Origin of the sequence: Lactobacillus sp. (assembly GCF_051893255.1) — a bacterium.
Taxonomy (GTDB): Bacteria; Bacillota; Bacilli; order Lactobacillales; family Lactobacillaceae; genus Lactobacillus.
Genome location: NZ_JBJFHB010000080.1, coordinates 1 through 5796, shown reverse-complemented (window position 1 = coordinate 5796; position 5796 = coordinate 1). Strand labels below are relative to the sequence as shown.

Annotated in this window: 5 protein-coding genes; 4 read left to right on the top strand and 1 reads right to left on the bottom strand. The window is 45.1% G+C overall.

Annotated features, from left to right (window positions below):
• Positions 1-814: Abi family protein (locus tag ACI4WN_RS07610; protein WP_439777672.1), on the bottom strand; the 814-nt coding region annotated here is incomplete at its 3' end.
• 354 nt (positions 815-1168) lie between these two features.
• Between ACI4WN_RS07610 and ACI4WN_RS07605 the strand changes: the two genes are divergently transcribed.
• The 4 genes from ACI4WN_RS07605 to ACI4WN_RS07590 form a co-directional block, all read left to right on the top strand.
• Positions 1169-3121: a glycerophosphodiester phosphodiesterase family protein gene (locus ACI4WN_RS07605; RefSeq protein ID WP_439777671.1), complete on the top strand. Its 1953-nt coding sequence runs from the start codon at positions 1169-1171 to the stop codon at positions 3119-3121.
• A 32-nt stretch (positions 3122-3153) separates the two neighbouring features.
• Entirely contained in the window at positions 3154-3318 is a 165-nt protein-coding gene (locus tag ACI4WN_RS07600; protein WP_439777670.1) for a hypothetical protein, read from the top strand.
• A gap of 220 nt (positions 3319-3538) precedes the next feature.
• Positions 3539-4252, top strand: a complete 714-nt coding sequence (locus ACI4WN_RS07595) for a winged helix-turn-helix domain-containing protein (RefSeq protein WP_439777669.1) — start codon at positions 3539-3541, stop codon at positions 4250-4252.
• A 2-nt stretch (positions 4253-4254) separates the two neighbouring features.
• A partial coding sequence (locus ACI4WN_RS07590) for an ATP-binding protein (RefSeq protein ID WP_439777668.1) occupies positions 4255-5796 on the top strand: 1542 nt, incomplete at its 3' end.

Here is a 5796-nt window from a genome sequence, read left to right as displayed (position 1 = left end):
GAAAACACTGCATGGTAATGAAAGTAGTATAAAAACTAGTACGATATTCATCTTTTGAAACGCCATACTTACTATGTAATGGGGAAAAATAGGGGGAGTCGGCATGGCATTTGAAATCCAATAATCTCCGATTATGAGCACAAACATTTCTTGTTTCATGAATGTTCTTCATAAACTTAAGCATGATCTCTGGTGTAAATTCGATACTAATTTTATGATTTGGGTTACTTTCATTAAAAAACGGAGTGAAATCTGCGGCAATCTTATTAAGTAGGCTATCTGGAAGAACATTCATAAAATAATAAAGTCCACCAAAGTCTAGATATTCCATCATGACCCAAATTGGGACGTCATGATAATTTTTGATGTAATGATATATTGAAGACTTTTTGTCAGTTATGTTTCTTTTCAAGATAATTGAAAACTTGCTGATAACCGAGTATGCATCAATTAACCGTTTTTGTTGTTGATTATATGATGATGGACTTAAATAAGCATACGTCTGCTTAGGGTGCATTTCGGCGAAACGATAAGCAACAATGGACTTAATGTGATGTTCGATTTGAAGTATTGCTTTGAAAACTGCTTTTTTTATCTCATTTTCAAAAAAATAAAGAGAACTGACTTCATCGAAGGAAACACCAGAAATATAATGGTCAGGTTTATTTTGAAAGTATTTGCCGTAGCCATTAATGATACTGTAGTAGTTATTAGTTAATAAATATCGTTTAGCTTTTTGTTCATTATTAATGGTTAATCCGCGTGCTTTTAACAAAGCGAGTTGGTTATCTAAAGATTTGAATTCTTTTTTCATCAAAAAATAGCCTCCATCCAAAACTGAATGGAGACTATCTTCCGCAGTGGTCCCCTCAGGGATCCCACAACTCTTTCTAGCTCCATATTTTAGCAGTTTTGTCAAAAAAATCAACAATAAAGCAATGTCAGATTCGAACTAACGTTCTAAAACTATTTTACTCTTTAAAGGGCAAAAGGCCAAGAAATTCATCTCGTTTTAGACAATCCAACCAAGCCCCAAAACCGGTTGCTTTTTTACCCCCATGTAGTAGGATAAAAATTAGTAAGCGTAATTGTAAAAGAGAAAATAGAAAGAGTATCAGGTAAATTGTTAAGGATAGATAAGAAAAAGTTCCTAAGCAAGCTATTGCTTGTGTTTGCTGTGTTCTTGGTCGCTGGCCCAGCTAAGCCAGTAAGTGCCAAGGCCTACTTTCCTAAGAAGCTAAAGCTTAAAGCTGGCCAGAAAAAGAAGCTTAGCATCTCTTCTAAAAAGAAGATTCGCTGGTCCAGCTCCAAAAAGTCGGTTGCAACCGTCTATAAATCCGGTTGGCTGCTAGCCAAAAAGGCTGGCCATGCCACCATTACCGCCAAAGCCGGTAAAAAGAAGTGGCGCAACAAGATCACGGTAACCGCTGTGAAGAAAAAAGCAAAAAAGGCGAAAAAGTCAAATAAGTCTGCAAAGAAAACGACTAAGAAGCCAGTAAAAAAGACGGTTAAAAAGCCAAAAGCCAAGAAAGTTAAGCAAATGACGACTCTAACCATCCTGCCTAATGGCGGCGAAGGCCAAGAGACTAAACTGACCTACCAAGCCGGAAAGGCAGTGAAGCTGCCAGAGCTGACTTTTACCAAAAAGGACTGCGTCTTCACCGGCTTTAACACCGAAGCGGACGGTCTTGGTGAAAGCTACGAACCTGGCAAGAGCTACAAGTTAACCGCCAAGGTTCTCTACGCCCAATACCGTGCCAAAGAAAAGTACACGGTCCACATCAGTGCCAATGGCGGCTTTGGCCAGGACCAAGATTTAACTGCCTTTGAAGGTGACGAAGTCACTTTGCCAACTAGCGGCTATGCCAAGCCTGGCTACACCTTGGCTGGCTTTAACAGCCAAAAAAACGGCCAGGGCAAGGAATATGCCTTGGGCGCCAAAGTCAAGCTGACCAGCCAAACCCTGTATGCCAAATACGAGGCCAAAAAGATCTCCGAACCCCTCAAGCAGCTGGAGCAGTGGGGGATCGATGACCAGGGCAATTATTACGAAAACAGCCAAACCGCTGCTACGGTCAGCTTCGTTACGGCCAACCAGCCACTTTATTTCACAGCTTCTGACTTTTACGGCTACCAGATCCAAGCGGTTAAATATAGCCAAGACCAGGGCGACCACTTTATCTCTAAGACGGCCTGGCTCAGCCAGGGCGTGATCTTGGACAGCGGCTATAAGTACCGCTTCTTAATTAAAAAAGCTAACGGCTCTGCCATGAGTGCTAGCGACCTAGCTGCAGCTGACCAGGTCTTAAAGGCTGAAGCTGTCAATGAAAAAGCCAAAACCGTTGGAAGCACGGCTCCAGCAGCCCAGCTGCACGTGATTGCCCACAGGGGCTATTCTGCCAAGTACCCTGAAAACAGCACGCTGGCCTTTGACCAAGCAGCTGCCAACAGCCAGGTTTGGGGGATTGAAACCGATGTTGCCAATACTAGTGACGGCAAACTGATTTGCCTGCATGATGCCACGCTGAACCGGACGACCGATATTGCTGCCACTGACCCAAACTACGGCAAGTCGGTCAACCAACTCACTTTTGACCAGGTAGAAAGCTACCACTTAAAAGGCGTCTTGGCCAGCGACCAGGGCAAGGTCTATGAAGACTTGCATGTCCCAACCCTGACCCAGTATCTGGAAAGCTGCAAGAAGGGCGGCAAGGAAGCCTTTTTGGAGCTGAAAAATATCAATAATTTAGAGAGTCTGAAAAAGGTGCTGGCTGAAATTAAAGCTGCCGGCATGGAAGACAAGACGACCCTGATTTCCTTTAAGATCAACCAGCTGGAAATGGCTCGTCAGCTGCCTGACGGGCAAAAAATGACCATGATGGGGATTTATGGCCGGGAACTTGATTCTAGCGACTGGCTCTTTCTTAGTCATCTCAAGCTGGGGGCCGATGTCGACTTTAATCATTTAAGTGCCGTTGACCTCTTAGCGGCTGACCAATATGGCGTTAAAGTTGGCGTTTGGACCGTCAATGAGAAGGGGCAAGCCTTAGACGACTTGATCAAGGCCGGCATCAGCGACGTAACCACCAACCGGGTTGACCTCTTAACGGATGACAAGTAGTTTTTTACATAAAATTGAAAAAGGTGATCCTGATGGACAAAAATAAACTCAAGGAATTTCTGATCGGCGACTACAAATATAGCAAGGTCATGGTCAATGGCCACAAGAAGATCAAGCTGGATGCCTCACCAGGCCTCATTCCAGTGGTGCTGTTTGCTGCGGCCGTCATCAAATTTTTGACCAGCGACAATGACTAATTTGGGCAGCCTGCGGGCTGCCTTTTTTAGCTGAATAAGATTCTTTTTACGGGAAAATTTTAACAAAAAATCTTATAATTAAAGAATAGAGCTTGTCTAAAAAGCAAATTCAAGTGTTTTTCACATAATGTTAGTCAGCTGGTGCAAGATCTTTGTTAAAGTAAAAGAAATATAGTGCACAAGTGCAGTTTTAAATAGATTTAGATAAAGGGGAATAAAAATGAAGATCCTAATGGTTGAAGATGACATTTCTGTCTCACAAATGATGGAGCTTTTCTTTAAAAAAGAAGGCTGGGAAGAAGATCCAGCTTACGACGGCGAGGAAGCAATTGCCAAGTTTAAGGCGAACCCTGATGCCTATGACATCATCACTTTGGACCTCAACCTGCCTAAGAAAGACGGGATTCAAGTTGCCCGGGAAATTCGCGAGATTTCCGAAACCGTGCCGATTATCATGTTAACGGCCCGTGACAGCGAGTCAGACCAAGTCTTGGGCTTGAGCATTGGTGCTGACGATTACGTAACTAAGCCGTTTAGTCCGCTGGCCCTTATTGCCCGCATTAAGGCCTTGCACCGGCGGGTGATGCTGGAAGAAACGCCAAAGAAAGAAGCTGCAACCGACTTTGACCTGGAAACCAAGCACATCAAGATTTCTAAGAGCCGCCGGGAAGTCTACTTTGATGACACCCGGATTGAAGGCTTGACTCCTAAGGAATTTGAATTGCTTTACACCATGGCCCAAAAGCCAAAGCAGGTCTTTTCAAGAGAGCAGCTGCTGGAATTGATCTGGGGCTATGAATACTTTGGCGAAGAAAGAACGGTTGACGCCCACATCAAGAAGCTGCGCCAGAAGCTGGAAAAGTATGGCCCACAGATCATCCAAACCGTTTGGGGCGTTGGCTACAAGTTTGACGATTCACAGGTAGTACTTTAAGCATGAAACTGATTTATCAGCACATCTTAAGTTTTTTGGTGGTCATCTTAACCGCCGTGATGATTATTGGTTTCTCAACCATCAATTATCAAAAAGAACAGGCTTACCAAAGCAACTATGTCCGCCTGGAAGGCTATGCCACCAACATTTCCAAGCTGAGTTTTTACAGCGTAAATGATCAGAAACTGTCAAAAGCCCAGCGAGCCAGCCAAATGCAAGACTTCTTGGGCCGGCTGACCTTCGTCCTTCACGATGAAAATCTGAAGATTTTTATGATGGACAAGAATCTGAAAACCACCTATCCTTTGGGTGGCTATGACATTTTGAAATCTTCTGCCAAAAAGCTCCTAAAAAAGGGGCAGGTCGTCCGTATTAAAGATGACCACAGTGAAGGGCAAAAGGCACTGGTACCTAAGATTAAGGGCCGAGTTAAGCGGGCTGATCCAGGCAAGCGCAATAGTCGCTTGTTTGCAGCCGAAAGCTATTCCTGGGTGATTGTTCCCCAGATGAAAGGAACTGGCGCAAACCGCAAGGTTGTTGGTGCGATCATGATTGGCTCTAGGGTCAAGGACGTCATGGCCACGGTGCAGCAGGTCAAGGCCAATATCATTAAGGCCTCGGTCATCACCTTTGTAGTCGGCTTGATCTTAAGCTTTGTGATTGCCTTTTACCAAACCAGCCGGATTAAAAAACTTTCAATTGCGGCTCGGCAGGTTAAGAATGGGGACTTAGACGTCCAGGTGGCCCACAAGCACGGTGATGAAATCGATGACTTGGCAGAGAACTTTAACGAAATGGTGGTTTCTCTGAAAGAGTCCAATGAGGAAGTTAAGGCTCAGGAAAAGCGTCGAGACCAATTCATGCAAGACGTAGCCCACGAAATGCGGACGCCGCTGACGACGATCAACGGTCTTTTGGAGGGGATGCAGTATAACGCCATTCCGGAAGAATCGATTCCGCAATCCGTTGACCTCATGTCCCGGGAAACCAAGCGGCTCATTCGTTTAGTTAACGAAAATCTGGATTACGAGCGGATTAGAAGCGGCAAGAACCAGCTGCTGAAGTCCAAGTTCAATGCCTATAACATCCTGTCTGACGTTCAGCAGCAGCTGAAGCAAAACGCTGCTAAAAATGGCGACAAGATCGTCTTGGATACCCCAGACGAGGTGATGGTCTATGCTGATCAAGACCGGCTGAAGCAGATGCTGGTCAACCTGACCCAAAACGCCATCCAGTTTACCAATAACGGGACGATCACGGTCAAGGGGCGGCGCTTCCAGCATGGCGCGATTTTTAGCGTCCAGGATACTGGGATTGGGATGAATGATGAGCAAAAGAAGTACATCTTTGAGCGCTTCTACAAGGCCGATCCAGCCAGAGCCCGCTATGGCGGCACGGGGGAATCTGGTCTGGGCCTGTCTATCGTCTTGTCCTTAGTTCGCCAGCATGGCGGCAAGATCAAGGTGGAATCAGAGCCAAACGAGGGCTCAACCTTCACCATCATCTTGTATGACCAGGGCTATGAGCAAAAATACGAAGACAAA